The following is a 26,284-nucleotide window of genomic DNA, read 5'->3' on the forward strand; positions in this document are numbered from 1 at the left end:
GTTCTTTTTCTGCTCAATTTGTCTTATTTGGTCGCGTTATGTTGGTCCCGGGTTACCCGAAAGTGGAACGATAGATCCGGGCATATTAGCGGGATTCAGATAAGCTTCCAAGGGGCATTCAAGTAAACGTACTATAACAGCCTCATTTTCATTAACAGGTCTGACCTGCATCAATAATCCGTTCATCTTGATCTCACGGGTGTCTTCTCCTTCATTCCACATCCCTGACCACAGCAGTTCAGGTGGCATCACTGTGTAAAGTGTCATTGGGTATAGCCTCCTGCCTGCAGCGTCTGTCTTTTGTCTCCTATGAGTTGATTCAACTGAGCGATGGCCTGTCCGATCCCGCCTACGGCATCCATCAATCCATATTTAACTGCATCAGCGCTACCCACAGCTGTTCCGATATCGCGGTTGAGTTCACCCGTTTTAAACATCAGTTCCTTGAACATTTCTTCAGAGATATTGGAGTGCGATGTAACAAATCTTACGACACGTTCCTGCATCTTCTCCATGTACTCAAACGTCTGAGGCACGCCTATCACGAGTCCGTTCATACGGATCGGATGAATGGTCATTGTTGCACTACCCGCAATCAGGGAATAGGTTGAGGCAACCGCGATCGGAACCCCAATGCTGTGCCCTCCTCCAATGACGACGGTAACCGTAGGTTTACTAAGTGAAGCAATCATTTCGGCAATAGCCAGGCCCGCCTCCACATCTCCTCCTACCGTATTTAAAATGATCAAAATGCCTTCGATTCGCTGATTCTGCTCTGCTGCAACCAGCTGAGGAATGAGGTGTTCATACTTTGTTGTTTTGTTTTGCGGAGGTAAAATTAAATGCCCTTCCACCTGACCGATAATGGTCATACAGAAAATGTTCGATTCAGCTGCAGGTGACTGCGTCTGTCCAAATTGCTGAATAGCCTCCGTTACAGGTGACATACCCTTTTCCTCTTGTGCAGGCACTTCCGGTGCCTCGGTGCCCGGTTGTTCCGATTTCGGTGTTTGCTTGTTTTTCATGTATTCGCTCATTCGATTACTCCCCTTCTCCAGAAACATGTAATGTATTTCCTTAGTATGGGGAATGTTCCAGCTGACTTATACCCGATTATTCATCAATTTCTCCACAATCTGGTGTAGGGCCAGAAAACAACAAAAAAAGCCCCTTCTCTACGAGGAACCGTCCAATATTACTCGTAGAGAAGGGGCGACTGTGTGCCTGAATTTATGTTTTTGTTTGATTTATTTTAAACTTCCATAATGATTGGCAAAATCATCGGTCTACGACGAGTTTGCTCATACAAGAAGCGTCCGAGTGCATCTTTAACATTCGTTTTGAGTGAAGCCCATTCGTTAACGTTCTCACTCATCAACTTCTGCAGTGTGCTGCTGACAATGCGATTGGCTTCATCAAGCAGTCCTTCCGATTCGCGTACATAGACAAATCCACGGGAGATGATGTCTGGACCGGAAACAATTTTGCCATCCTGTTTGCTCAGTGTTACCACGACAACCAGAATGCCATCCTGTGACAGCAATTTACGGTCACGCAATACGATGTTACCTACATCACCTACACCCAAGCCGTCGATCAACACGTTACCTGCAGTAACTTTACCTGCCTTGCGTGCTGCTCCGCCTTGAATTTCAACCACTTCACCGATATCCGTAATGAAAATGTTGTCTGGATCAATACCTACAGATTCAGCCAATACCGCGTGACGGCGCTGCATACGGAATTCACCGTGAATCGGCAGGAAATATTTCGGTTTCATCAGGTTAAGCATCAGTTTCAGCTCTTCCTGACTACCGTGACCGGATACGTGAACGCCACTGTTTGCACCGCTGTAATGCACGTTGGCACCCAGACGGAACAGTTCGTCAATCGTACGGCCTACATATTTCTCATTACCTGGAACTGGAGTTGCAGCAATAATTACTGTATCACCAGGCAAAATATCTACTTTACGATGAGTGGAACGAGCCATACGTGTCAATGCTGACATTGGCTCGCCTTGGCTACCTGTGCAGAGAATTACTACACGGTCAGCAGCCATTTTGCCTACTTCTTCCGGCTCAATGATCATGCCGTCTGGAATCTCAAGGTAACCCAGTTCAGAAGCAATACCCACCACATTTACCATACTGCGTCCAATAACTGCGACTTTACGTCCAGTTACTTCAGCTGCATTGATAACCTGTTGAATCCGGTGTACGTTGGAAGCAAATGTTGCTACAACGACACGTTGGCTTGCTTTACGGAAGATATCTTCCAGAACGATACCCACATTTTTCTCCGAAGGTGTAAATCCAGGTTTCTCTGCGTTGGTACTATCGGACAAGAGGGCGAGTACGCCATTGGTTCCGATCTGTGCCATACGCTGGAGATCTGCATATTGACCATTTACTGGAGTGTGATCAAATTTGAAGTCACCTGTATGAACAACAGCGCCTTCCGGTGTTTCGACACATACGCCGACGGAATCCGGAATACTATGGTTAGTAGCGAAGAACGTTGCTTTCAATACAGAGCCGAGTTGAATCTCGGAATCCGCATCAATCAGAATGCGTTTTGTTTCACCCAGCAAATTGGCTTCTTTCAGCTTGTTCTCCACAAGTCCGAGAGTGAGCTTTGTTCCGTATACAGGAACATTCAAGTGTTTCAGAACATATGGCAGACCACCAATATGATCCTCATGTCCGTGAGTCAAAATAATACCTCTTACTTTGTCACGGTTTTCAGTTAGATAAGAGATGTCAGGAATGACGATGTCGATTCCAAGCATATCTTCTTCCGGGAATTTAAGACCAGCATCTACGACTACAATGTCGTTCGCGTATTGGATGACGTACATATTTTTACCAATCTCGCCTACGCCGCCCAAAGCAAAAATCATCAGTTTATCGTTGTTATTTTTCTTAGACAAATGAATCTAAACCTCCTATGGTAGTTGGACGTCGTACCTTATTATTTTATTGTAAGTTAAGAAAAGCAGTCCATCACACCCATGCCCGTAAATAGGGATGAATGCAAAAGAGCACCTTTATTCACGATATTTGGAAGAAGTTCTTCGAAGTTATTCCCCTTCACCAACAAGATGGATTTTGAAATGATCCTTCTTAGCCGTTCCTTCCTTTTTCACCACAAAGCTACACCAAGAAACGATGTCGCTTTCAATTTCAAAAAAATACCGCACCCAGTCACTTGACATCATTATACATGATTAAAAACAAAAAAAACAAGTCACTCTCTCGTTAACCTCTAGGTTTGCCTCCAGTTGTGAAAAGAAACCTAACCATCGTCGTCAAAAAAAAGAACCGCCTCCTCTTAAATGAGGAGCGGTTCTTCTGCAATTTCTATGGGTCTATAAAAGTTAACGAATCAGTTCAATATCGTATTATTGCTAGTTGAACAAGGTACGAATAAAGCCTTGCTCATCCTCTGTTGCAGCTATAAGCGGCAGGCGTACAGATCCTACGTTCAGACCACGTAATGTCAGAGCGTATTTCACCGCTACAGGGTTCGGTAAAGGCTGTGGGCACTCAAATAGACCTTTGAACACCGGAAACAGCTTCTGATGTATCTGAGCCGCCTGTACAGGTGCACCACCGAAGTAGGAATCAATCATTTGTTTCATCTCAGCGCCTACCACATGGCTAGCAACGCTAACGATCCCGTAAGCACCTACAGCAATGGCTGGCAAGCCAGAAGCATCGTCACCGGAATACACCCTGAAATGTCCCGGTGCACCCGCAGCAATCTGCGTGACTTGCTCCAACGATACACATTCCTTCGTAGCTACTATGTTAGGAATCTGTGCCAAACGAATCGTTGTTGCAGCCGAAAGACTAGCTGCTGTACGTCCAGGAACGTTATACAACATAATTGGCAGTTTCGTCGCGTTCGCGATCGCTTCAAAATGTCTAAACATTCCCTCTTGACTTGGTTTGTTGTAATAAGGAACAACCAGCAAAACACCATCTACACCAGCACGTTCAGCGTCCTGAGTCAGATGGATTGAATGAGCGGTGTTATTGCTACCCGTTCCAGCAATGATTTTGCACCGTCCAGCCGCATGTTTTACCGCGAATTCGAATAGTTCTACTTTTTCTTTGTCGCTAAGCGTGGGAGATTCTCCAGTTGTTCCTGAAATAACGAGCGTCTCTGACTTTTGATCATCAATCAAATAATCAATCAGACGTGCAGTTTCCTCCCAATGGATCTCCCCTTGTTCGTTGAACGGAGTGACCATTGCTGTAATCAATCTTCCAAAGTCCAATTCGATTCCTCCTTCAAAACAGGTCCGGCTCCGCTGACTTCAAAGTACTACAAGTGAAGTTCGAATGAGGCGTGAAGTGCCCTCAGAGCTTGAACCATATCTTCTTTTTTCACAAGTACCCAAATCGTTGTATTGGAATCTGCAGATTGCAGGATCTGGATGTCCGCAAGAGTCAAGGATTCCACGATCCGTGCCATAATGCCTGGCACTCCGTTGATACCTCCGCCGATGACGGAAACTTTGGCACAACCGGAGAGACTTTGCGGTTTAAGACCAATTTCCTGCAGTACCTGTATAGCTTTCTCGGAATCACTATCGAAAACGGTATAGACAACCCCCAGAGGGGTAACATTAATAAAATCTACGCTGATCGAATTTTCAGCCATCGTTTTAAACACTTTCAGCTGCAAACGATCTGCACCACCCGGCACTTCCACCGTTATTTGCGTAACATTACTTACATAGGCAATCCCTGTTACATATCGGTCGACAATGCCTGTCTGCACATCCTGGAATCCTTCTGGATGCGTTACCAGCGTCCCTTCACTATCTGCAAAGGTAGATCTCACACGCACTGGAATCTGGGATTGCATCGCAATCTCGACTGCACGTGGGTGAATTACTTTGGCTCCTTGATGGGCCATATTACATATCTCGGCATAACTCACAACAGTCAACGGACGAGCGTCCTCCACGATACGTGGATCTGCTGTCAGTATTCCATTTACATCCGTGTATATGTCCACCATCTCAGCGTGTAATGCTGCACCAAGAGCTGTGGCTGACGTATCACTTCCTCCACGACCAAGGGTCGTAAAGTCACCATTTTCGGTCTGCCCCTGGAACCCTGTAACAATGACAACACGCCCACTCTGTAGCTGCTCCAGCACACGAACAGGACGGACATCCAAAATTCGGGCATTCCCGAAATTGTCGTCCGTCACAAAACCTGCTTGTGCACCGGTCAGCACTGTAGTTGGAATGCCTTCATGTTCGAGCAGACTGCTTAAAGTCGTCGCAGAAATAATTTCACCACAGCACAGCAGTAAATCCTTTTCGCGTGCGGAGAGTGCATTTCCGTTCTGTGCAGCCCAGTCCAGTAACGTATCAGTCGCATAAGGCTCACCACGGCGACCCATCGCTGACACAACAATGACCAGACTAAATCCTGCTTCAAGTTCACGTTTAACATGACGGAGCACATGCTCTCTCGCCTGAACGGTAGAGAGAGATGTACCTCCGAATTTCTGTACCATGATGCGCATCTTTATTCCTCCATTTGTGTACGCAAGAAGACTGGACACGGGTCAAATCAACAAATGGATCACCCTAGGGAGCGTTCCGATGCGATAATTTCAGCATTTTATACGGCATTTCATGCCGCTCCTCATCAAAGATTAGTGAAACAATCCCATATGAAGGCCGCGGTTGTTATCGAGATCATGTCGCACACGTTCCCCGTGCACTGATCCCGCTTGCCTAACCTAATCGTTGCAAGCAGGAATTCCCTTTTAATGAAAGGAACGTGGACACAGGTAGCTGTTTATGCCAGCATAACGTCCCTCATGATTTTCTTTGTCTCTCGAACCATCTTCATTTCTTCAAGCGAATAACCGTTATCCCCTTAACTAAGTCTGTACAGAACCATGTCTATAAACAAACTAATGTTACGGCGGACCCAAGAACTATCAAGCCTGTGCAGAACGCTGCACAATCATTGGCTGTAACTGTTTGCCTTCAAGCGCACTCCAGCATGCCTCCGGAATGAGCTCCATTTTGGCCACTAACGAGTTCGGTTTTTTCACCGGATCATCCTGCCCAAATGGCACAAAATACAGATATTTGGCCACCAGCAGTTTGGCGATGTTCGCAGCATTCAACCCAAGGCCATCATTGGTGGAAATGGCGAGTACCAGCGGACGCTGATTTCGCATCTGGGCTTTGGCTGCCATTAAAACCGGACTGTCCGTCATGGCGTTAGCCAGTTTACTCGTCGTGTTGCCTGTGCATGGAGCAATTACGAGCACATCGAGCAACTTGGAAGGCCCTAACGGCTCTGCCTCAACAATTGTAGAAATGATATCATTCCCCGTTATATCTTTCAACTGTTTTTGCCAATTTTGCGCGGTCCCAAAGCGTGTATCCGTAGTCAGAACCGAATTGGAAATAATCGGGACAACATTGGCACCTTCGGCCACGAAGCGGCTAATCACCGGCATAACCTCTTCAAACGTACAATGAGAACCTGTAATTGCGTAACCTACCGTTTTTCCCTGCCAGTTCATTGTTCAACCTCCCGTGCGTTTTGTTCTTCCAAAAGCAAACGGATTAACACGTCGGCAATAATGCCGCCAGCCGTTTTGGGAGCAACAATGCCGGGGAGGCCAGGCGCAAGTAGCGCTTTGATACCGCGTTTTTCGGCATATCGGAAATCACAGCCGCCAGGAGCGGATGCGAGGTCGATAATGACTGCTTTTTGCGGCATTTTGGACAGGATTTGTGCTGTGATTATCATAGTCGGTATCGTATTAAAAAGCAAGTCAACTTCCCCGGTTTGAGCGGCCAAATCCGTTGTCATGAAAGGCTTCCAGCCCATTATGGCTGCTCGAGCAGCATCCTCTTCGCGCCTGATTCCCACCCGTACATTTGCCCCAAGTCCCTGAAGCGTTTTGGCCATTGTGAAACCTGTTCGACCCAAGCCAAGCACAATGCATTCCGAGCCGTGGATCGTGAAGTCCGTCTCCCGAATCGCCATAGCAATTGCGCCTTCAGCAGTCGGAATGGAGTTGTAGAGCGCGATGTCATCACGATCGAGTACTTCAACAAGCCGTAGACCATTTTCCCGGCACAAATCACGTAAAAAAGGCTTCGCCATACCTGTTAACACAATACAATGCTCCGGCAATGCCGCAACATGTTCCTTTTTCAGAAAAATCGGTGTATCACTGAACGAAGTGCTCACTTTACCCTGATCATCACACCCGACCACAGGAAGCACCAGCACATCTGCCGAAGCAAATACATCGTCCTCCAATTCCTGGTGTTCGATACCCGGTATGGAACGCTCCAGCTTGTCGAAGCCCACCACACTTACCGTAGCATCCAGCTCTGCGCATTTTTGAATGACTTCAAGCTGCCGCGCATCTCCGCCCAGGACTATAATCCGGACACCGGTCAGCATCGGGACGTCACTCCTTTCACCACATGTATGCCTTATCGTATGCAGTGGCCCACAGGGGGGTGAAACATTAAAATTGAAGCATGCAAAGAAAACATTGTCTCTATCGTTCAAAAAAAGAAAAAAGAGCCGCCCCTCAGGGACGACTCTTCGAGAACATGCTCAGTAAATCAAACTTTAAAGCTCTAATTACAGAAGATGCTCCTATTTACAACTTAGTTTCAGAGCATTTATTTTCCGGTATGACCGAATCCGCCTTCTCCACGTACAGTTTCCGACAGTTCAGCGACTTCGGTTAATTCAACTGCAGGAACGGTTTGAAAGACGATTTGGGCAATTCGCTCCCCACGTACAATGGTGAATGGCTCCTGACCCAGATTAATCAGAAGTACCTTAACCTCACCGCGATAATCGGCATCAATGGTGCCAGGTGTGTTCAGACACGTAATCCCATGTTTGAAAGCGAGACCGCTACGAGGGCGAACCTGTGCCTCCAATCCAGCAGGCATTGCCATCGCGAGTCCCGTAGGAATCAACGTACGCTGTCCCGGCTGCAATACAACCTCTTCTTGTAATGCCGCAACTACATCAAAGCCGGAGGCCAGCTCTGACATTTTTTGAGGCAACTTAATATCTTCATTGCCCGGTAACTTTTGAATTTGAACGTAATGCAACAAAATCATCCCTTCTTAATCCAGCGATCGTACGATCCGAAGCACCGACCATAGCAAGCGCAAATGGCTCTGCAAACATCAGGTCCAGCACAGCATCAACATCGTCCATCGTTACTTCTTCAATTTTGGCAATCATTTCGTCCAGCGTGTGGTGTCTGCCCAGCATCAGCTCGTTTTTACCCAGACGGTTCATCCGGCTGCCCGTGCTTTCCAAACTGAGGATCAGACTTCCTTTCAGCTGTTCTTTTCCTTTACGAAGTTCATCTTCAGACAATCCATTTACAGCCAGATCGTGTAGAACCTCTTTGGTCAGATCCAGAACTTCTTTCGTCTGTTTCGGCGCTGTACCTGCATAGATGGTGAAGAGTCCACTATCCGCATGGGAACTATGATACGAGTAAACGGAATAAGCAAGGCCGCGTTTCTCCCGAATTTCCTGGAAGAGTCTGGAGCTCATGCCTCCGCCAATCGCATTATTCAACACGACCATGGCGAATTGGAGCGGATCTCCAATCTTACATCCCGGGAACGAGATGCAGATATGATTCTGTTCCGTTTTCTTTTTGTGAAAGAGTTGTCCGCTCTGGAATGCAGGCAGTGTGACTTGTTCAGCTACACCGTTGACATCAAAAGCACCAAAATGCTTTTCCATCAAATCAATCACACTGTCATCAATGTTACCTGCAATACTAATAACGGTATTCTCAATCGTGTAGTGCTCCTTCATATATGCACGCAAATGGCTGGAGTCCATCGCCTTGAGACGCTCTTCTGTACCCAGAATCGGATAAGCGAGCGGATGCTCACCATAGGCGGCCAAAGCCATAAGATCATGGACCATGTCATCCGGCGTATCCTCATACATCGATATTTCTTCCAGAATGACGTTTTTCTCCTTGAGCAGTTCACCATCATCCATTTTAGAGCGGAAGAACATATCGGACAACACATCTACAGCTATTGGCAGATGTTCATCCAATACTTTGGCGTAATAACAAGTGTATTCTTTTGAAGTGAACGCATTCACGTTACCACCAATGGCATCAAATTGCTCCGCAATCGCTTTGGCATCATAACGATCCGTTCCTTTGAACAGCATGTGCTCAATAAAATGGGACACTCCGTTGCTTGCAGGCTGCTCATTGCGAGAACCTGTCTTGACCCATATTCCAAATGACACGGAACGACAGGTCGGAATCTGTTCCATGACAACTCTGAGGCCATTGCCCAGCTGAATTTTTTTCACGGTTGGCCCTCCTACATCTCTATAATTGCCTGGATTTCAACGCAAAATTGAAATCGACATTTGGTTCCAACTGTTTGATAGTAACAAAAAAACATCATTCACTCAACCGCTGATCCCTTCACGCGCTCGGATGACAGTGTTTCGCTAACGGTTCCAAGCGTCAAACCCTTGGCCCGTATGGAATCAATCATACCTTTTAAAGCTCCTGAAGAAGCAGCCGTGGGGTGCATCAGAATTAATGTACCGGCTTCTACGTTTTTGGCGATCTTGGCTACAACAGAAGCAGAACTTGGTTTGCGCCAATCCACCGTATCCAGTGTCCAAAGTACCGTTTGAAGTCCCATGCCGGAAGCAATGTCGACCGTTTGTTGATTAAAATCACCGGAAGGTGGAGCAAACCAATGGTTCTCCACACCCAACTTTTGTTTGAGCAGGTCCTGGGTTTTACTGATTTCCAGCTTGGCTCGCTCCGTACTCAACCGACTCATATTCGGATGTGAGTATGCATGATTCGATAACTCATGTCCACGCTTTTGGATTTCCTTGGCCAGTTCCTCGTTTTTGCTCAACCAGCTTCCATCCAGAAAAAAAGTAGCTTTGACTTTTTCGGCGTCAAGCGTATCTAGCATTGGGATAATGAATTCATTGCCCCACGCTACATTAATCATGAAAGATACCATTGGTTTCTCGGCATTCCCCCGGTAAATCGGGTGTGCACCCAAATCTTTAAGTTGGATTTCAGGTACAGTCTGCCGATAGACATACGCTATCTTGGTATTCAGCGTGCCACCAAGTGCTTTGCGATACGTGGCTTCCACATCAATTTCTATTCCGTTATACCCGGGTATCGCTTTCCAGACCCGATCCACTCTGGCATTTACCGGAGCGATTTTCGTTTCGGCCGCTTTATCCCGGATCGCCGACAACAGCTGATCTTCTCCGGTTGCCTCTTTGAACATATCAAATGCATTTTGCGTGCCTGGTCCATCACGAATTTCCGTAATGTATGTACGTACACTGCCCACTTGTCCGACCAGTATGACAGCTGCCATACCTACCAGAACAGCCGCCAGCTTTTTGGATTGGTTTCCCACAGCTCCATCCTCCCGCCGTCTTTGTCCCCATCATATGAGGACAAGTGCAAGAATATGAATAAAACAAGCTGTTCATGTAAAGTATCTACAAAGCTGGATTCAAAGGCCTTATGAGTAGACAATCGATGTCATAAAGATATTTAAACGTTAAAAAAAGAGCCAGAAATTCACATTCTGTCTCTTCATTCAATCTATCTTTTCAAAAAAACGATGGCACGCAGCCTATGATTGAGCTGGAGCTTCAGCAGTCAATACGGCTTTGCGGGACAAGTTGATACGGCCTTGTGGGTCAATTTCCGTTACTTTTACCGTAATGGAATCACCGATAGCAACAACATCTTCCACTTTAGCAACACGCTCTGTGGACAATTGTGAGATGTGTACCAGACCTTCTTTGTTCGGCAGCACTTCAACGAATGCACCAAACTTCTCAACACGTTTTACTTTACCTACATAAATCTCGCCGACCAGTACTTCACGTACAATGCCTTCGATGATCGATTTAGCTTTATCATTCATCTCTTGGTTAGAAGAGGCGATAAAGACACGTCCATCCTGTTCAATATCAATTTTAACACCGGTTTCCTCGATGATTTTATTGATAATTTTACCACCTGCACCAATAACATCACGGATTTTGTCCGGATTGATATGCATGGTTGTAATTTTAGGGGCATATTGTGACAACTGCTCACGTGGAGTTTTCATCACTTCGGTCATTTTGCTCAAGATGTGCATACGACCTTCTTTGGCTTGAGCCAATGCTTCAGACAAAATTTGACGATCAATTCCATCAATTTTGATGTCCATTTGAATTGCTGTTACACCATCAGGTGTTCCTGCTACTTTGAAGTCCATGTCACCGAGGTGATCTTCCATACCTTGAATATCACTCAGGATGGATACATGATCTCCGTCTTTAATCAGACCCATAGCTACACCCGCAACCGGAGCTTTGATTGGTACACCTGCATCCATCATAGCCAATGTGCTGGCACAGATACTTGCCTGTGAAGTTGAACCGTTAGATTCCAATACTTCGGATACCAGACGAATCGTGTATGGGAAGTCTGTTTCGGAAGGAATTACTTTGGAAAGAGCACGTTCACCCAGTGCACCATGTCCGATTTCGCGACGGCCTGGAGCACGCAATGGACGAGCTTCACCTACGCTGAACGGTGGGAAGTTATAGTGATGCATGAAACGTTTCGTTTCTTCAAGACTGATTCCATCCAAAATTTGAACATCACCCAGTGCACCAAGTGTACAAATGCTGAGCGCCTGTGTTTGACCACGAGTGAACAAACCTGAACCGTGAGTACGTGGCAGCAGGGAAGTATCACATTCAATTGGACGGATCTCAGCGAGTCCACGTCCATCCGGACGAACTTTATCATGAGTGATTAGGCGACGCACTTCTTCTTTAACGATATCGTGCAGCACTTCTTTCACATCTTTGAGCAGTTCTGGAGTCTCAATATACTTCTCTTCGAAGTGAGCAACGGTTTCGTCATTCACAAGATCGATTGCATCCTGACGTGCATGTTTTTCAGCAATTTTAACAGCTTCAACCAGACGAGCACTGGCGAACTCACGTACACTGCTGTTAACTTCAGCATTAACGGCATGCAATTTAACTGCCATTTTTTCTTTACCGGCCACTTGTACGAGTTGTTCAATGACTGCAACAATGTTCTTGATCTCGTCATGTCCGAACATGATTGCTTCCAGCATTACTTCTTCCGGAACTTCGTTCGCTTCCGCTTCAACCATCATAATGGCATCTTTGGTTCCTGCAACAACGAGTTCAATCTCACTTACCTCAAGCTGTGCAATCGTTGGGTTGATGATGAACTCACCATTAATACGTCCAACTTTTACGCCACCAATCGGTCCGCTGAATGGAACATCTGAAATGCTCAGTGCAGCCGATGTACCGATCATGGCAGCAATTTGCGGTTCGCAGTCCTGATCCACACTCATAACGATATTCAGAACTTGTACATCATTCCGGAAACCTTCAGGGAACAAAGGACGAATCGGACGGTCTGTCAAACGGCTCGAAAGAATCGCTTTCTCACTTGGTCTGCCTTCACGTTTAATAAATCCACCTGGGATTTTACCTACGGCATACAATCTTTCTTCATAGTTTACCGTTAATGGGAAAAAGTCCAGATCTTTAGGCTCACTTGATGCTGTCACGGTACACAATACAACGGTATCCCCGTATGTTACCTTAACGGCAGCATTAGCCTGCTTGGCCAAACGCCCTGTTTCAAGCGTAAGCGTTCTTCCACCAAGCTGCATTTCAACACGCTGTTCCATGAAATCCCTCCTTTTATTCGTTCCTAACACAATGGATTCTGCATTTTCACAGTATTTCCTGCTTGTCCTGCATTCATTAACTCCACAGCAGCATGCTCACTTGCAAAACAAAAGCTCCTTGCGGAGCCATCAGCTACAAATATATGGCAACATGTTCATCTACAAAACAACCCGGCTGTAAGCTCCGCTTGTCCTTTTAGACAAAGGAATGACGGATAACAGCCAGGTTGATTTTGAAAACATGTACGATAATTAACGACGCAATCCGAGTTTTTCGATCAGTGCGCTGTAACGTTTAACATCTTTGTTTTTCACGTAAGCCAAAAGCTTACGACGTTGACCTACCATTTTCAAAAGTCCACGACGTGAGTGGTGGTCTTTCTTATGCGTACGCAAGTGGTCTGTCAAACTTCTGATGTTTTCCGTAAGGATAGCAACTTGCACCTCAGGTGATCCAGTATCGGACTCATGAGTTTTGTGCTCGTCGATCAGTTGTTGTTTACGTTCTTGAGTCAATGCCATCCTATTCACCTCCTTCATTATAATCGCCATTAGCCTCGTCACCGCCGGTGAGAGCAAGTAACCAAGCCAAGGTTATGTGTTGTCTCAAACGACAACGTAGTACATTATATCATAGTTGCCCAGACAAAGTAAATGTAAACATGTATTTTGTCCTGGACCTTAGGATAACAGACGGGCGGCGGTTAATGCATCTTCACGAATCTGACTGATCAAGGCATCAATCGAGTCAAATTTTCGCTCTGCACGAATGTAATGAACGAGATCAACCTTTAATTCCTGGTCATATATCTGCCCATCAAAATCAAGCAAGTGCACCTCAAACGTAGGTTTCATCCCGTTTTCGTGAAAGGTAGGTTTCACACCAAGGTTCATGACGCCGCGCAGTTCCTGCTCCCCATACTGCACACGAACAGCGTAAACACCTTTCGCTGGCGTAACATAATGATCCGTAAGTTCAAGGTTAGCGGTAGGAAAACCAATGGTTCGCCCACGTTTCTCTCCATGAATTACAATTCCCCTGATACTATAAGGTCGTCCGAGCCATTGGCTGGCTTCGTCCATTTCTCCACGCTTCAACAGGCCACGAATGAGAGAACTGCTTACCTTCTCACCATTTAACAGGAATGGAGGCACAGTTTCGACCGTCATTTCACCTTCTCCCAATGTGCGAAGAAGCTGCTCATCCCCTGCTCCCTTGTGACCGAAGCGGAAGTCAAAACCAACTACCGCTGTTCGAGTCTGAAGCGGAAGCAGCAGATCATGTGCAAATTGCTGTGGCGTCAATCTTGAGAACTCCTCATTGAATTCGACCACATAGAGTACGTCTACACCCATCCCTGCCAGGATGTCTTCTTTATCTCTCAAGGGAGTTAAATAACCCTCGTAATCCCCTTTGCGCATAACTTCCTTCGGATGAGGATGAAAGGTCATCACCGCTGCCTGCATGCCCGTTTCGCGTGCAATGCGGACAGCTGACAAAATGACACTTGCATGTCCGAGATGCAGCCCGTCAAATTGACCGATCGCAAGCACTTGGGGATGTGTGCCCTGAACAGCCGATTGTAACGTCTGCGGATAGGTTAGCATTACGGTTTTCACAATCATTCACCTGCATTTCACTTGATAGGCCAGGCTTGAGTACCACCACTCAAACCAGGAACCTCTTTATTCCGGTAAAAAGACTTTAACAGCTCTCACCGTTGCTTTCAATTCATCCCGCTCAAATATCCCCAGAAACGTCCCATCCTGATCATATAACCGCAGTAGACCAGGTTGCTCTGCAGGCGGTTCGAGCAAACGCGCCGATAATTTCTGGCCCTGAAGGGCTCCCTTGGCCTGATCCGCACCCACCGTATGTGCTGGAATGGAAGAGATAGCTTCATCAACCGGAATCAGCACCTCGGCTAACGTTCCATCGATCATGCGTTGTTCCACTTCTTCAAAATGAAGGCAATGATCAGCAGAGATTCCAGCCGATATCGTACGCTCCAGATGTAGCATGGTGGACGGATAGCCCAATTTTTTGCCGATATCCACGCATAACGTTCGAATATAGGTTCCTTTGGAACATAAAGCACGGAACGATATATCCGTAGTGTCGCCTTGATTCTCAATTCCTGTCAATTCCAGTTCATAGATCGTAACTTCACGACTCTTACGCTCTACCGTTTTTCCTTCACGAGCAAGCTCGTAGAGACGTTTCCCATCCACTTTGACCGCGGAATACATAGGTGGAACCTGTGAGATGGTGCCCAGGAATTGCTCCAGCACCTGCTGAACCTGCTCCTGTGTCACCTCAACAGCTGTCTCCGACCGTTCAATAACTTCACCTGTCATATCCTCCGTGTCAGTAGACAGACCCAGTCGTAGCGTTGCCAGGTATTCCTTGGGAAGCTCCTGCATGTACTCCACCACACGTGTTGCCCGTCCTAGGCAAAGCGGTAGTACGCCAGTAACTTGCGGGTCCAATGTGCCTGTATGACCAATACGTTTCATTTTGAGAATGCGACGCATTTTAGCCACAACATCATGAGAAGTAAATCCCGCTGGTTTATACACTGGAAGTACACCTTCAAATGGTTTTACCATTGAGCATTCACCTGCTTCAGCACTAGTTCGACGATATCTTCCAACTTGCCCTCTACGCGACATCCAGCTGCAAGTACATGTCCGCCTCCACCAAAGTTCTGTGCAAGCGAGGCGACATCAACCTTCCCAGCTGACCGAAGAGATACTTTCACCGCATTGTCATTGATTACTTTAAAAAAGATGCCCACTTCCACACCTTGAATGTTACGCGGGTAATTGACTACCCCTTCAAGATCTTCATTAGCCGCTCCACAAGCAATCATGTCTTCAGGCGTAATGACCACCCAGGCAATCTTGCCATCGTCAGTCATTTGCAGGCTTGAGAGTGCCTGATTCAATATACGGACTTGTGGGAGCGTAACCTGCTCAAGCAAAATCTGTGCAAGATAAGGTCCATTCACACCATGTTCAAGCAATTTGGATGCAGTGGTCATCACATTAGGACTCGTATTCGCATAGCGGAATCCACCTGTATCTGTTAGCAATCCTGTATAGACTGCTGTAGCCACATCTTTATTCCAATTCACTGGGAAAAGATTGAGGAAATCAAACAGAATTTCAGCCGTTGCTGCTGCGTCTGGCTTAATGATGTTTACTGTTCCATACGCGTCATTGGTTGGATGATGATCAATATTTAAAATAACAGCATCATCTTCAAAATAATGACGAGTCAGGCCTACTCTGGAAAAGTCTGCACAATCCACACAGATAATCGCTTTATATTTCCGCGCCGGTGGTTGTTCGGTCATGTTCACGATCTTGCCAGCTTCCCACAGAAAGTTCATGCGTTGTGGAATTTCACCTTCATTAATCATCGTGAATGTCTTGCCCAGACATGACAGCAGCCAGCCCACCGTTACCGTCGAGCTGACTGCGTCACCGTCCGGCTGTACATGCGACACGACCAGGTAATCATCATGCTCCAGCAGAAATTGCTTTCCGTCCTGAAGCGCCTGTTCATAAGTGTGCATTGCCGTCTCCTTTATTCTGTTACTCGGATTCGTTCTTGTCGGTACCGATATCACCAAGCAGCTTCTCAATTCGGCTGCCATATGCAATAGATTCGTCAATCTTGAATATCAACTCGGGAACGTGTCTAAAACGGATACGCTTGCCCAGTTCTGAACGCAAAAATCCATTTGCTTTTGCCAGCGCTTTAAGCGAGTTATCCTTTTGTTCCTGTTCACCAAAGACACTCAGATAAACTTTGGCTTGCGACAAGTCGCCTGTCACTTCGACTCCCGTTACGGTAATAAAGCCGATACGAGGATCTTTCAGTTCAGACTGGATGAGCAGACTTAATTCTTTCTTGATCTGCTCGCCCACTCTACCTGTACGAATCTTAGCCATCGTTGTTCACCTCATGCTTCCTTGCTTATCGTTGTACTGTCTCCATAATGAAGGCTTCGATAACGTCGCCTTCTTTGAGATCATTGTATTTATCCAGCGTGATACCACACTCGTAACCTTGGGCTACTTCTTTGGCATCATCTTTGTAACGTTTCAGGGAATCCAGCTTGCCTTCGTAAAGGACGATGCCATCACGAATCAGGCGTGCTTCCGCGGAACGCGTAATTTTACCCGAGGTAACCATACATCCAGCAATGGTGCCGACTTTACTGATGGAGAACGTGCTCCGAACTTCAGCATGACCGATTACTTTTTCTTTGTAAATCGGATCAAGCATGCCTTTCATCGCTTGTTCAATTTCTTCGATAACGCTGTAGATAACGCGATGCAGACGAATGTCTACTTGCTCTTGATCTGCAGTCGCTTTCGCCTGATTATCAGGACGAACGTTGAAACCAATCACGATGGCATTGGATGCTGCAGCCAAAATGATGTCAGACTCTGTGATTGCACCAGCGCCGCTATGAATAATCTTCACGCGTACACCTTCAACTTCGATCTTCGCAAGGGAACCTTTCAATGCTTCAACCGAACCTTGTACGTCACCTTTGATAATTACGTTCAAGTCTTTGATTTCACCGTCTTTGATGTGTTGGAACAAATCATCCAATGTCACACGTGTGTTTGTACCCAGATCGGATTCACGTTGTGTAATGGCACGTTTGTCGGCGATAGAACGCGCTTTACGCTCATCTTCAAACACCATGAACGGATCTCCCGCACCTGGAACTTCAGTCAGACCCGTAATTTCTACAGGTGTTGAAGGTCCAGCTTCTTTTAAACGGCGACCTTTGTCATTCACCATCGCACGTACACGACCGAAGCAGTTACCTGCAACAAAAGCATCTCCGACTTTCAATGTACCGTGCTGTACGAGAATACGGGCAACTGGGCCACGTCCTTTATCCAGCTCGGCTTCGATCACTGTACCACGGGCACGTTTGTCCGGGTTCGCTTTGTACTCGTTCACTTCTGCAACGAGCAGGATCATTTCAAGCAGACCTTCTAGACCAATTCTTTGTTTCGCCGAAACGTTAACAAAGATGGTGTCACCGCCCCACTCTTCCGGAACGAGTTCATAGTTGGTCAATTCTTGTTTTACTTTATCCGCATCTGCACCCGGCTTGTCAATTTTGTTGACAGCTACGATAATTGGCAGTCCAGCAGCTTTGGCATGGTTAATCGCCTCAACCGTTTGTGGCATAACACCGTCATCTGCAGCTACAACAATAATTGTAATATCCGTAACCTGTGCTCCACGTGCACGCATAGCAGTAAACGCTTCGTGACCTGGTGTATCCAGGAACGTGATTTTTTTGTTGTTAATTTCAACTTGATAAGCACCGATATGCTGCGTGATACCGCCTGCTTCTCCACCCGTTACATTCGTTGAACGAATCGCATCAAGCAATGTTGTTTTACCATGGTCAACGTGACCCATGATCGTAACTACCGGAGGACGGGACTGCAAGTCAGCAGGATCATCATTCTCTTCAAGTGTTTCGAAGCGGTCATCTTCAAGGACAATTTTCACTTCAACCTCAACACCGAATTCTCCAGCAAGCAGCAGGATTGTTTCGATATCAAGCTCTTGGTTAATCGTTGCCATTACACCCATTGCAATGAGTTTTTTGATAACTTCAGAAGCATCTTTATGGAGCAACTTCGCTGTTTCACCAACAGTCATGTCACCACGTACGATGATTTTCTTAGGTGTGTTATCAATTTTCTCACGTTGTTGGTACTGTTGTTGATTTCTGTTGCGATTGTTCTTGCCACCACGATTACCGCGGAAGTTGCCGCCACGGTTGTCGTCATAACGACGTCCACCGCCACCGCTGTTTGAACGGTTGCCGCTATTGTTGTTATTGCCGGAATTACCTTGGCCGCCTCTGCGTTGGCCTTGTCCTGAGCTCTGTCCTTGGCCACCAGTACGGTTGCCGCCAGTGCCAGTGTTGCCACCGCTGTTCGGTCCTGCGCTTCTTGTTTGACCGCCACCACTATTCGCTGGACGTTGACCCGTACTTTGCGGACGGGATGCTGTACTGCTTTGTCCACCTTGAGCTGGTCTTGGACGATTACTTGATTGTCCTCCTTGGCTTGAGCCTTGGGAAGAGTTCGTTCTGTTGCGGCTGTCTTGGCCGCTAGGTCTTTGGGAGCCATTGTTATTGTTGGAATTTGGTCTATTGTTCATACCTACCTGCTTTTCCTGTTGTATTTTTGTTTGTACGGGACTACCGGATGGGTTGCTGCTATTCGGCGTGTTCACTCCGCCGGCCGGCTTGTTGCTGTCCACTGTTTTGTCACTGCGCACTGACGAAGTAGCAACGGATTTTGCTTCGTTACTTTGTTTGGAAGCGGCAGTGGATTTTATATCTTTAAAAAATTGTTCCACCTTACCGACTGAACCATTCTCCATGACACTCATATGATTGTTTACGGGAATATCCAGCTTTTTAAGAATGGTTATAATTTCTTTACTACTCATATTAAGGGACTTCGCATATTCATAAACTCGCAATTTATCCTTGTTTTCCTGTTTACTCAATATACTCCACCTCCGACATTATACCGACTTGCTTGGAGATCATTTTTGCAAACCCTCGATCCGTTACTGCAAGAACAACCCGCGTTTCTTTACCGATACTTGAACCCAGACTATCCCGGTCAAATCCGATCACCAGTGGAACTTTATATGTCCCGCATTTGTCGCGAAATTTCTTTTGTGTATTGGCCGAGGCGTCACCCGCAACAATAACCATTTTAGCTTCGGAAGAACGGATCGCTTTAAGTACAATTTCTTCACCTGTTACAAGTTTGCCTGCACGCATGGAGAGTCCCAGATAAGACAATGTTTTATTATTCATCATGTTCACGCTCCTGTGCTGCTATGAATTCGTCCTCTACCGCAACGAAATCAGCTGCCAATTGCTCATAAATTTCCGGTGAGACTTTGCCCTTGAGCGCCCGATCCAAAGACCGGTTTTTGAGTGCAAGCTTAAAACAGGACTCTTTGCCGCATAAATAAGCACCACGTCCGGACTTTTTGCCAGTCAAATCGATCAGCACTTCATCCTCTGGCGTTTTAACGATACGGATCAGCTGCTTTTTGGGCATCATTTCCTGACACGCCACACATTTGCGCAGCGGTACTTTTTTAGTTTTCATACGTTAGCGCCCCCCCCGTGCTTTACTTTAGTCGACGGAGACGGAATCTTGGTGCATTTCCGAAGAAGAATCTTTCTCTCTGCCGAATTCCTGTTCCGCCTGGCTCTCGCTCTTAATGTCGATTTTCCAGCCGGTCAGTTTGGCTGCCAATCGGGCATTTTGGCCTTTGATCCCAATGGCGAGGGACAGCTGATAGTCAGGAACAATAACCCGAGCCATCTTTTCTTCCTCGAATACTTGAACTTCCAATACTTTGGAAGGACTAAGTGCATTTGCCACATATTCGTCTACCTGGTCGGAGAAACGAACGATGTCAATTTTTTCACCGCGCAGCTCACCCACAATGGTCTGCACGCGCATTCCCTTAGGACCTACACATGATCCAACTGGATCAACTTCCTCATTGCGGGAATGAACAGCAATTTTGGAGCGGAAGCCCGCTTCACGTGCGACGGAGCGGATCTCGACTACACCGTCAAAAATTTCAGGTACTTCCAGTTCAAAGAGACGTTTCAACAAGCCCGGATGTGTACGGGACAAAATGATTTGCGGCCCTTTGGTCGTATTCTCGACCTTGGTGATGTAAGCTTTAATACGGTCACCATGAACAAACTTCTCGTTCGGCATCAATTCGGTCAGCGGCAATGCCGCTTCGATTTTGCCCAGATCGATGTAGATATTGCGCAAATCCTGACGCTGCACCACTCCCGTAACGATATCTTCTTCCTTATCAACGAAAGCGTTGTAGATCAGGCCGCGTTCGGCTTCACGAATCCGCTGGGTCACTACCTGTTTGGCAGTTTGTGCGGCGATACGTCCGAAATCACGCGGCGTAACTTCAATCTCCGCAATATCTTCCAGCTGGAAGTGTGGGTTGATCTCTCGTGCAGCAGGCAATGAAATTTCGGTACGTGAATCCAGGACTTCTTCCACGATCAATTTGCGGGCATACACCCGGATAACACCCGTATTACGGTTCATGTCAACACGCACATTCTGGGCGGTGTTGAAATTACGCTTGTAGCTGGAGATGAGTGCTGCCTCGATCGCTTCAAACAGCACATCCTTGCTGATCCCTTTTTCCCGCTCCAATTCATTCATTGCTTCAATAAAATCCATACTCATGAATGTTGATCCCCCTTTCAAACATGGCATCTCATACGTAAAACGGCGAAAGGCTCTAAACTCATGAGCACCTTGCCGTTATCGTGAGATGTGTCTTTTTTCATTAATAAGTGAACAAGGCACTTAAAACAGAATGGCCAGGCGCGCACTCGCAACCTTGTCATAAAGAATGGCATGCTGTTTCTTGCCTGCTTCGATCACAAGTTCCCCGTCATCAAAGGAAAGCAGCTTGCCTTCAAATTCCTTTATACCATTTACCGGCTCGTAGGTTGTAACAAATACGTTTTTACCTACGGATTTGGCAACGTCCTCCGGTTTTTTCAGTGGACGCTCCGCACCGGGAGAAGACACTTCAAGGAAATAGATGGTCGGAATCGGATCGTTCTCATCCAGCTTGGCGCTTAGCTTTTCGCTGATCAAGACACAATCATCGATGTCGATGCCACCCTCTTTGTCGACATACACCCGTAAAAACCAGTTGCTGCCTTCTTTGACGTATTCGATGTCAACCAGCTCGAAGCCTTGTTCGTTCAAGTAGGGTTGGATCATTTCTTCCACGGTAGATTTAATGTTCGTTGTGCTCAAAACCGATAACCTCCAACTTAGGTTACACCAGCAAATAATGGCTGGCAATTTCTTCATTACCCAAGATTCTTGTATACCAAAGACTAAAGAGTGGGTTTCCCCACTCTTTAGAAATTCGTACTATCTCGTTCACTTCAAAAATTATAACATAGTCTGGTAATAGTGACAAGTAAGCGATCACTCAGCCATTTTAACCACTAATGAAGAAAAATTTACGTAATCACATTACAGACCATAAATAGATACTCAAAATGCCATTTTAGAACAAGGATAATTGATTGCTTTCCGGCAAACCGCGGAAGCATCCCATGCCCGTCAGCAACTCAACAATTGTTTTACTTGCTTTGGACTTTTGCTGAAAATCTTCAATCGAAAGGAATTCTCCATGCTCTCTTGCCGCAGCGATATTGCGTGCAGCATTATCCCCTATTCCCCCCAGTGCAGAAAACGGAGGAATAAGAGAATTTCCGTCAACAATAAACTTCGTTGCTTCCGAACGATACAGATCAATCGGCTTGAGTGAGAATCCGCGTGCTGCCATTTCCAATGCCATCTCAAGGACAGGCAGCATGTTTTTTTCTTTTGGCGGTGCCTGGAAACCTAATTGTTCAATCTCTACGATCTTCCGATAGATGGGCTCATAGCCCTGACATACCAGTTCAATGTCAAACTCATCGGCACGAACTGTGAAGTATGTCGCGTAGTATTCAATTGGGTGATACAGCTTAAAGAAAGCTGTACGCACTGCTGAGATAACATAAGCGGCCGCGTGGGCCTTTGGAAACATGTACTGGATTTTAAGACAGGAATCAATGTACCATTGCGGCACCTTGCAATTTTTCATCTCATCAATCCATTCTTGCGGCAAACCACGTCCCTTACGCACACTCTCCGTAATTTTAAAGGCAAGACTGGCGTCCATGCCCGCCTTATAGATCAGGAACAACATGATATCATCCCGGCAACCAATCACCGTTTTGATGTTACAAGTTCCATTTTTGATTAGATCTTGTGCATTACCAAGCCATACCCCCGTACCATGAGACAATCCGGAGATTTGGAGTAGATCGGCAAAAGACGAAGGCTGGGATTCAATAAGCATCTGACGTACAAACTTAGTCCCCATCTCTGGTACACCAAAAGTGGCAACTGGTGAACGAATCTGCTCTGGCGTAACGCCGAGTGCTTCGGTAGAGTTGAACATGCTCATGACCTTAGGATCATTCATCGGAATGGTCGTTGGATCGATACCTGTCAAATCCTGCAGCATCCGCATCATAGTTGGATCATCGTGCCCCAGAATATCGAGTTTTAGCAAGTTCTCTTCGAAAGCGTGATAGTCAAAGTGTGTTGTTTTCCACTCCGCATTAACGTCATCCGCCGGGAATTGCACAGGCGTTACATCTTCCACTTCAATATAATCCGGTACAACAACAATACCACCGGGATGCTGTCCTGTACTACGTTTAACCCCAGTACAACCGGAGGCCAAGCGGTTCAGTTCTGCTCCTCGCCATTTCTTATGATGTTCTTCCTCATATTTCTTGGCAAAACCAAATGCTGTTTTCTCAGCTACCGTACCAATTGTGCCCGCACGGAAAACACTCTTTTCGCTGAAAAGCACCTTCGTATAGTTATGGGCATGCGGCTGATAATCACCCGAGAAGTTCAAGTCAATATCGGGAACTTTGTCCCCTTTAAAACCAAGGAAAGTCTCAAACGGAATATCCTGCCCTTCGCCTTTTAATCGGCCTCCACAATCAGGACATTCTTTCTCAGGAAGGTCAAATCCACTCGGCACACTTCCGTCGAGGAACCACTCACTGTGCTTACACTCTGGATTCACACAAATATAGTGTGCTGGCAACGGATTAACCTCGGAAATCCCCAGGAAAGTAGCAACTACAGAAGAACCCACTGATCCCCGTGATCCGACAAGGTACCCGTCCTGATTCGATTTTTTAACCAAACGCTCCGAGATCAGATAGTTGGCAGAAAAACCGTATTTGATAATTGGGTTCAATTCTTTCTCCAATCGTGCCACAATGACTTCCGGCAGTTCCTCACCATAAATCGACTTGGCGGTATTATAGCAGGTATTACGGATTTCATCGTCTGCACCTTCCAAAATCGGAGTGAACAGCTTGTCCGGGAACAGCTTGATTTCCTCGAACCGATCCGCCAATTCAACCGTATTCGTAACAACGACTTCGTAGGCTTTATCTTGGCCCAGGTACTGGAACTCTTCCAGCATTTCATCCGTTGTTCTTAGGTGAGCATCCGGTTTACGTTGATCTTTGAGCGGGCTGAACCCCGTAATTCCGTGAATCGTGATATCCCGATATAGCTTGTCGCGCGGCTCGAGATAATGCACGTTACCTGTGGCTATTACCGGTTTCCCCAATTTTTGACCAATGTCAACAACTTTACGAACAGCGAGCTTCAATTCCTCTGGCGTAGCCACGAGCCCTTTGTCCACCAAATGCATATACATTGTCAAAGGCTGGATCTCCAGAATGTCATAGAAATGCGCTATCTCTTCCGCCTCTTCAAGCGATTTGTTCAACACAGCCTCGAAAAACTCGCCTTTTTCACAACCCGATAAAATAATGAGACCTTCACGCAAATTGATAAGCTTCGATTTTGGAATACAAGGCACCCGTTTGAAATGCTCTGTATGAGAAAGTGATACCAGTTTATAGAGATTCTTTTTGCCGACATCATTCAAAGCATAGATGCCGCAATGGAATGGACGCGTATTTGAAAGATCAACTCCGACATAATCATTAAGCCGATCAAGCATGGTCAGGCCTTTCATCTGAGCGGCATCATTAACCAATCCATTCAGTATACCAGCGAGCGCAATCGTATCATCAATCGCCCGGTGATGACTTTCCAGTGCTACTTTATATTTATCCGCCAGCGTATTCAGACGGTGGTTCTTCATTTTTGGATATAACAACCGTGCCAGTTCCAAAGTATCGAGTACAGGGTTCTGAAGCTCAGGCATGCCAAGCTGTTTCAGCGAAGCCTGAATAAAGCCCATATCGAATCGCGCATTATGTGCAACCAGTACGCCATCTCCGGCAAACTTCACAAAATCATGAATAACCGGTTCTAGCTCAGGTGCATCCTTCACCATTTCATCGTTAATATTAGTCAACTGCTGAATGTTATATGGGATGCGCTCATGCGGATTTACAAACGTAGCAAAGCGGTCAATTTCTTTACCGTCCTCTACCTTCACTGCCGCAATTTCGATGATCTTGTTCTGGGTTACAGACAGACCTGTGGTCTCAATATCAAACACGATATATGTCGCTGATTTGAGTTCCAACGGCTGTGGTGCCATAACAACAGCAACCGAATCATTCACCACATTAGCCTCAAGGCCGTAGATCATTTTAATTCCGTTTTTCTTGGCAGCTTTGGACGCCTCCGGATACACCTGCACACCGCCATGATCACTTACTGCGATTGCCTTGTGTCCCCATTCCGCTGCAGTCTTTACGTATTTGTCGATCGAAGTTACGGCATCCATTGTACTCATTGTGGAGTGCAGATGGAACTCAACCCGTTTCTCAGCTGCATTATCCTTACGGGATGGCGGTGCCTTTACTTCAACCAAATCTGAAGGAATCATGGCAAGTTCCGGAATTTGCATAAACCGGTCGTATTCTACACGGCCACGCACTTTCACCCATTTTCCATTGGCCAGCAAGCTCAGGATTTTGACATCCTCTTTTGTTTTGGCAAACATCTTCATTTGCATGGAATCCGTGAAATCCGTCAGATAAAAAGTAAACAACGTATTCCCGTTCCGCAACTCCTTGCGATCCAGACCGAAGACCGTTCCCTGCAACGTAACCTTTTTCTCTTCATCCTGAATTTCCTGCATAGGTACAGGTGGTTCCTTGATATCATATCCCATCTGTAAACGAACATCGCCCTGTTCTTCCTCTTCAGGCATTTCCGAGTCCACTTCACTCATCATCTGCTCAATAACTTGAAGCTCTTCTTCCCGCTTCTTGAGCTGGAATTGTTCCATCGCCTCTTTGTTGCTTTCAACCTCACCAACCAGCAATTTGACCCGCAAGGGCAGTTGAAAATACTTATCATAAAAAGTAGTTATAGCTTGATCGATCTGTTTCTTCTTCGCAAGCTCCATCGACATGGCATCACTCATGGTCAATTGCAGCAGATCTGCTTCACATTCGAACTTGGTGCGGTTCATCCAACCATTAACAGATGGAATTTCCCTTGTAACCCATTCAAGGAACAAGTTCCAATACTCACTGACAATATCACCAATCTCGACCTGATCACTATATTTGAAACCAAACGTGATCTTGGAAATGTGATTCATTTTCTCCTGAATGTGCAGGCAAAATGTTCGATAGATTGGAGCAGGAACCAAGGTATCTTTTGCAATCACAATAGTCCAGTCGCGGTTGCTACGGCTTGTCTCCACCCGTTCAATCCATCCATCCAAAAAGTAGGGCTCTATTAGACCAGCCGGAAGTTCCGTCTGTTTCATCAACAACTCAAACCGTTTTCTCTTCTCCTCGAATCCACTCATCGTGT

General features: G+C 46.3%; 22 protein-coding genes. All 22 read right to left on the reverse strand.

Annotated elements, in window-relative coordinates; genetic code table 11:
* Nucleotides 1-36: 36 nt before the first annotated feature.
* The 22 genes from CS562_RS01895 to CS562_RS02000 all read right to left on the reverse strand — a co-directional run bounded on the left by CS562_RS01895 (nucleotide 37) and on the right by CS562_RS02000 (nucleotide 26,279).
* Nucleotides 37-267 carry a YlzJ-like family protein gene (locus CS562_RS01895; protein ID WP_063566367.1) on the reverse strand — a complete coding sequence of 77 codons (231 nt, stop codon included), beginning with the start codon at nucleotides 265-267 and terminating at the stop codon, nucleotides 37-39.
* Complete coding sequence (locus tag CS562_RS01900; protein WP_373561665.1) at nucleotides 264-1,037, reverse strand: ClpP family protease; 774 nt, start codon at nucleotides 1,035-1,037, stop codon at nucleotides 264-266. The genes CS562_RS01895 and CS562_RS01900 overlap by 4 nt, the downstream gene beginning before the upstream one ends.
* A gap of 215 nt (nucleotides 1,038-1,252) precedes the next feature.
* Nucleotides 1,253-2,932 (reverse strand): ribonuclease J, encoded by a 1,680-nt coding sequence (locus CS562_RS01905; protein WP_053783840.1) that lies wholly within the window; start codon nucleotides 2,930-2,932, stop codon nucleotides 1,253-1,255.
* 477 nt (nucleotides 2,933-3,409) lie between these two features.
* Nucleotides 3,410-4,285 carry a 4-hydroxy-tetrahydrodipicolinate synthase gene (gene dapA / locus CS562_RS01910; RefSeq protein WP_099853255.1) on the reverse strand — a complete coding sequence of 292 codons (876 nt, stop codon included), beginning with the start codon at nucleotides 4,283-4,285 and terminating at the stop codon, nucleotides 3,410-3,412.
* 47 nt (nucleotides 4,286-4,332) lie between these two features.
* Nucleotides 4,333-5,550, reverse strand: a complete 1,218-nt coding sequence (gene dapG, locus CS562_RS01915) for an aspartate kinase (RefSeq protein WP_076289534.1) — start codon at nucleotides 5,548-5,550, stop codon at nucleotides 4,333-4,335.
* A 423-nt stretch (nucleotides 5,551-5,973) separates the two neighbouring features.
* Nucleotides 5,974-6,570, reverse strand: a complete 597-nt coding sequence (locus CS562_RS01920) for a dipicolinate synthase subunit B (RefSeq protein ID WP_024630269.1) — start codon at nucleotides 6,568-6,570, stop codon at nucleotides 5,974-5,976.
* Complete coding sequence (gene dpsA, locus CS562_RS01925; protein ID WP_099853258.1) at nucleotides 6,567-7,466, reverse strand: dipicolinate synthase subunit DpsA; 900 nt, start codon at nucleotides 7,464-7,466, stop codon at nucleotides 6,567-6,569. Before dpsA ends, CS562_RS01920 begins: the two co-directional genes overlap by 4 nt.
* 227 nt (nucleotides 7,467-7,693) lie before the next feature.
* Nucleotides 7,694-8,140, reverse strand: a complete 447-nt coding sequence (dut, locus tag CS562_RS01930; protein ID WP_170867769.1) for a dUTP diphosphatase — start codon at nucleotides 8,138-8,140, stop codon at nucleotides 7,694-7,696.
* Complete coding sequence (locus tag CS562_RS01935; RefSeq protein ID WP_076289533.1) at nucleotides 8,100-9,383, reverse strand: M16 family metallopeptidase; 1,284 nt, start codon at nucleotides 9,381-9,383, stop codon at nucleotides 8,100-8,102. The genes dut and CS562_RS01935 overlap by 41 nt, the downstream gene beginning before the upstream one ends.
* 98 nt (nucleotides 9,384-9,481) lie before the next feature.
* Nucleotides 9,482-10,477 carry a polysaccharide deacetylase family protein gene (locus CS562_RS01940; protein ID WP_257219306.1) on the reverse strand — a complete coding sequence of 332 codons (996 nt, stop codon included), beginning with the start codon at nucleotides 10,475-10,477 and terminating at the stop codon, nucleotides 9,482-9,484.
* 222 nt (nucleotides 10,478-10,699) lie between these two features.
* Nucleotides 10,700-12,802, reverse strand: a complete 2,103-nt coding sequence (gene pnp / locus CS562_RS01945) for a polyribonucleotide nucleotidyltransferase (RefSeq protein ID WP_063566373.1) — start codon at nucleotides 12,800-12,802, stop codon at nucleotides 10,700-10,702.
* A 252-nt stretch (nucleotides 12,803-13,054) separates the two neighbouring features.
* Nucleotides 13,055-13,324, reverse strand: coding sequence for a 30S ribosomal protein S15 (rpsO, locus tag CS562_RS01950; protein ID WP_056700672.1), 270 nt, complete (start codon nucleotides 13,322-13,324; stop codon nucleotides 13,055-13,057).
* Nucleotides 13,325-13,483: 159 nt separating this feature from the next.
* Nucleotides 13,484-14,422 (reverse strand): bifunctional riboflavin kinase/FAD synthetase, encoded by a 939-nt coding sequence (locus CS562_RS01955; RefSeq protein ID WP_063566432.1) that lies wholly within the window; start codon nucleotides 14,420-14,422, stop codon nucleotides 13,484-13,486.
* Between the two features lie 66 nt (nucleotides 14,423-14,488).
* Entirely contained in the window at nucleotides 14,489-15,412 is a 924-nt protein-coding gene (gene truB / locus CS562_RS01960) for a tRNA pseudouridine(55) synthase TruB (RefSeq protein WP_076289531.1), read from the reverse strand.
* Nucleotides 15,406-16,383 (reverse strand): DHH family phosphoesterase, encoded by a 978-nt coding sequence (locus CS562_RS01965; RefSeq protein ID WP_099853261.1) that lies wholly within the window; start codon nucleotides 16,381-16,383, stop codon nucleotides 15,406-15,408. The genes truB and CS562_RS01965 overlap by 7 nt, the downstream gene beginning before the upstream one ends.
* 19 nt (nucleotides 16,384-16,402) lie before the next feature.
* Nucleotides 16,403-16,762: a 30S ribosome-binding factor RbfA gene (gene rbfA / locus CS562_RS01970; RefSeq protein WP_062326091.1), complete on the reverse strand. Its 360-nt coding sequence runs from the start codon at nucleotides 16,760-16,762 to the stop codon at nucleotides 16,403-16,405.
* A 25-nt stretch (nucleotides 16,763-16,787) separates the two neighbouring features.
* A complete protein-coding gene (infB, locus tag CS562_RS01975; protein WP_076289529.1) occupies nucleotides 16,788-19,370 on the reverse strand; it encodes a translation initiation factor IF-2 in 2,583 nt (860 codons plus the stop codon).
* Complete coding sequence (locus tag CS562_RS01980) at nucleotides 19,363-19,692, reverse strand: YlxQ family RNA-binding protein (protein WP_029880929.1); 330 nt, start codon at nucleotides 19,690-19,692, stop codon at nucleotides 19,363-19,365. The genes infB and CS562_RS01980 overlap by 8 nt, the downstream gene beginning before the upstream one ends.
* The gene (rnpM, locus tag CS562_RS01985; protein ID WP_053783828.1) at nucleotides 19,682-19,990 is read right to left on the reverse strand and encodes an RNase P modulator RnpM; all 309 of its coding nucleotides are present in this window, start codon (nucleotides 19,988-19,990) and stop codon (nucleotides 19,682-19,684) included. The genes CS562_RS01980 and rnpM overlap by 11 nt, the downstream gene beginning before the upstream one ends.
* A 27-nt stretch (nucleotides 19,991-20,017) precedes the next feature.
* Complete coding sequence (nusA, locus tag CS562_RS01990; protein WP_062326087.1) at nucleotides 20,018-21,115, reverse strand: transcription termination factor NusA; 1,098 nt, start codon at nucleotides 21,113-21,115, stop codon at nucleotides 20,018-20,020.
* 123 nt (nucleotides 21,116-21,238) lie between these two features.
* On the reverse strand, nucleotides 21,239-21,700 hold the full coding sequence (rimP, locus tag CS562_RS01995) for a ribosome maturation factor RimP (RefSeq protein WP_062326086.1): 462 nt from the start codon (nucleotides 21,698-21,700) through the stop codon (nucleotides 21,239-21,241).
* Nucleotides 21,701-21,959: 259 nt separating this feature from the next.
* Nucleotides 21,960-26,279: a PolC-type DNA polymerase III gene (locus CS562_RS02000; RefSeq protein WP_076289528.1), complete on the reverse strand. Its 4,320-nt coding sequence runs from the start codon at nucleotides 26,277-26,279 to the stop codon at nucleotides 21,960-21,962.
* Between the last annotated feature and the right edge of the window lie 5 nt (nucleotides 26,280-26,284).

The organism is Paenibacillus sp. LK1 (assembly GCF_002750415.1).
Classification (GTDB): Bacteria; Bacillota; Bacilli; order Paenibacillales; family Paenibacillaceae; genus Paenibacillus; species Paenibacillus taichungensis.